This is a genomic window from Shewanella sp. SR43-4 (assembly GCF_014163845.1).
Lineage (GTDB): Bacteria > Pseudomonadota > Gammaproteobacteria > Enterobacterales > Shewanellaceae > Shewanella > Shewanella vesiculosa.
Genome location: NZ_JACJEB010000034.1, coordinates 1 through 3,180, shown reverse-complemented (window position 1 = coordinate 3,180; position 3,180 = coordinate 1). Strand labels below are relative to the sequence as shown.

The 3,180-nt window shown below is 50.3% G+C and carries 2 rRNA genes; both read left to right on the top strand.

The features are described from left to right. Positions 1 to 22 precede the first annotated feature (22 nt). Positions 23 to 2,927, top strand: a 23S ribosomal RNA gene (locus H5123_RS20120). Positions 2,928 to 3,061: 134 nt separating this feature from the next. Continuing rightward, positions 3,062 to 3,177: ribosomal RNA gene (rrf, locus tag H5123_RS20115) — 5S ribosomal RNA — on the top strand. Positions 3,178 to 3,180: the final 3 nt, after the last annotated feature.

Genomic DNA, 3,180 nt, shown 5'->3' with positions numbered 1-3,180 from the left:
GTGAAACTCATTTGGGTTGTATGGTTAAGTGACCAAGCGTATACGGTGGATGCCTTGGCAGTCAGAGGCGATGAAGGACGTAATAACTTGCGAAAAGCGTTGGCGAGCTAGTAATAAGCATTTGAGCTAACGATATCCGAATGGGGAAACCCACATGCATAAGCATGTATCACAACATGAATACATAGTGTTGTGAGGCAAACCCGGGGAACTGAAACATCTAAGTACCCGGAGGAAAAGAAATCAACCGAGATTCCCCTAGTAGCGGCGAGCGAACGGGGATTAGCCCTTAAGTCTATGGGGTGTTAGTGGAATGAGTTGGAAAGCTCAGCGGCACAGGGTGATAGCCCCGTACACGAAAACTAACCATAGATGAAAACGAGTAAGGCGGGACACGTGACATCCTGTTTGAATATGGGGGGACCATCCTCCAAGGCTAAATACTCCTGACTGACCGATAGTGAACCAGTACCGTGAGGGAAAGGCGAAAAGAACCCCTGTGAGGGGAGTGAAATAGAACCTGAAACCGTGTACGTACAAGCAGTGGGAGCGGTTCTTGAGACCGTGACTGCGTACCTTTTGTATAATGGGTCAGCGACTTACATTTTGTAGCGAGGTTAAGCGAATAGCGGAGCCGTAGGGAAACCGAGTGTTAACTGCGCGTTTAGTTGCAAGGTGTAGACCCGAAACCGAGTGATCTAGCCATGGGCAGGTTGAAGGTTGAGTAACATCAACTGGAGGACCGAACCGACTTATGTTGAAAAATGAGCGGATGACTTGTGGCTGGGGGTGAAAGGCCAATCAAACTCGGAGATATCTGGTTCTCCTCGAAAGCTATTTAGGTAGCGCCTCGAGCGAATACCATTGGGGGTAGAGCACTGTTAAGGCTAGGGGGTCATCCCGACTTACCAACCCTTTGCAAACTCCGAATACCAATGAGTACTACTCGGGAGACAGACAGCGGGTGCTAACGTCCGTTGTCAAAAGGGAAACAACCCAGACCGTCAGCTAAGGTCCCAAAGTGTATGTTAAGTGGGAAACGATGTGGGAAGGCTTAGACAGCTAGGATGTTGGCTTAGAAGCAGCCATCATTTAAAGAAAGCGTAATAGCTCACTAGTCGAGTCGGCCTGCGCGGAAGATTTAACGGGGCTAAACATACCACCGAAGCTACGGGTGCATTTCATTAGAAGTGCGCGGTAGAGGAGCGTTCTGTAAGCGGTTGAAGGTGAAGGGGTAACCCACACTGGACGTATCAGAAGTGCGAATGCTGACATGAGTAACGATAAAGGGAGTGAAAAACTCCCTCGCCGGAAGACCAAGGGTTCCTGTCCAACGTTAATCGGGGCAGGGTGAGTCGACCCCTAAGGTGAGGCCGAAAGGCGTAATCGATGGGAAACAGATTAATATTTCTGTACTTCCGCTAACTGCGATGGAGAGACGGAGAAGGCTAGGCTAGCGCGGCGTTGGTAGTCCGCGTTTAAGGTGGTAGGTTGTGTTCTTAGGCAAATCCGGGAACACGTACTTCAATGTACAGGCTGAGAGCTGATGACGAGTCACTAAGGTGATGAAGTAGTTGATGCCATGCTTCCAGGAAAATCTTCTAAGCTTCAGGTTAGCGGGAATCGTACCCCAAACCGACACAGGTGGTCGGGTAGAGAATACCAAGGCGCTTGAGAGAACTCGGCTGAAGGAACTAGGCAAAATGGTACCGTAACTTCGGGAGAAGGTACGCTCCTGTTGGTGATGAGACTTGCTCTCTAAGCTGACGGGAGTCGCAGATACCAGGTGGCTGCAACTGTTTATCAAAAACACAGCACTGTGCAAAATCGCAAGATGACGTATACGGTGTGACGCCTGCCCGGTGCCGGAAGGTTAATTGATTGGGTTATCTTCGGAGAAGCTCATGATCGAAGCCCCGGTAAACGGCGGCCGTAACTATAACGGTCCTAAGGTAGCGAAATTCCTTGTCGGGTAAGTTCCGACCTGCACGAATGGCGTAATGATGGCCACGCTGTCTCCAGCCGAGACTCAGTGAAGTTGAAATTGCGGTGAAGATGCCGTATACCCGCGGCTAGACGGAAAGACCCCGTGAACCTTTACTATAGCTTGGCACTGAACATTGAACCTACATGTGTAGGATAGGTGGGAGACTTTGAAGCTTGGACGCTAGTCTGAGTGGAGTCAATCTTGAAATACCACCCTTGTAGTTTTGATGTTCTAACTCTGGCCCCTTATCGGGGTTGAGGACAGTGCCTGGTGGGTAGTTTGACTGGGGCGGTCTCCTCCCAAAGAGTAACGGAGGAGCACGAAGGTTGGCTAAGTACGGTCGGACATCGTACGGTTAGTGCAATGGCATAAGCCAGCTTAACTGCGAGACATACACGTCGAGCAGGTACGAAAGTAGGTCATAGTGATCCGGTGGTTCTGAATGGAAGGGCCATCGCTCAACGGATAAAAGGTACTCCGGGGATAACAGGCTGATACCGCCCAAGAGTTCATATCGACGGCGGTGTTTGGCACCTCGATGTCGGCTCATCACATCCTGGGGCTGAAGTCGGTCCCAAGGGTATGGCTGTTCGCCATTTAAAGTGGTACGCGAGCTGGGTTCAGAACGTCGTGAGACAGTTCGGTCCCTATCTGCCGTGGGCGTTGGATGATTGAGGGGAGCTGCTCCTAGTACGAGAGGACCGGAGTGGACGAACCGCTGGTGTTTGGGTTGTCATGCCAATGGCATTGCCCAGTAGCTACGTTCGGAATCGATAACCGCTGAAAGCATCTAAGCGGGAAGCGAGCCCCAAGATGAGTCATCCCTAGAGCTTTAAGCTCTCTAAAGGGCCGTAGGAGACTACTACGTTGATAGGCAAGGTGTGTAAGCGTTGTGAGGCGTTGAGCTAACTTGTACTAATGACCCGTGAGGCTTAACCATACAACCCAGATGGGTTTTACTGATACGACTTAGTATTAGAATGAAGCGCTTAAGCAGTGCGAGAGACTCAAAAAGCAATCAGCTTTCCGAATTATTATTTAATGCAATATACTGCGTTAGATAAACAAAATTTGTCTGGAAACCATAGAGCTGTGGCACCACCTGATCCCATTCCGAACTCAGAAGTGAAACACAGTATCGCCGATGGTAGTGTGGGGTCTCCCCATGCGAGAGTAGGTCATTTCCAGGCGCC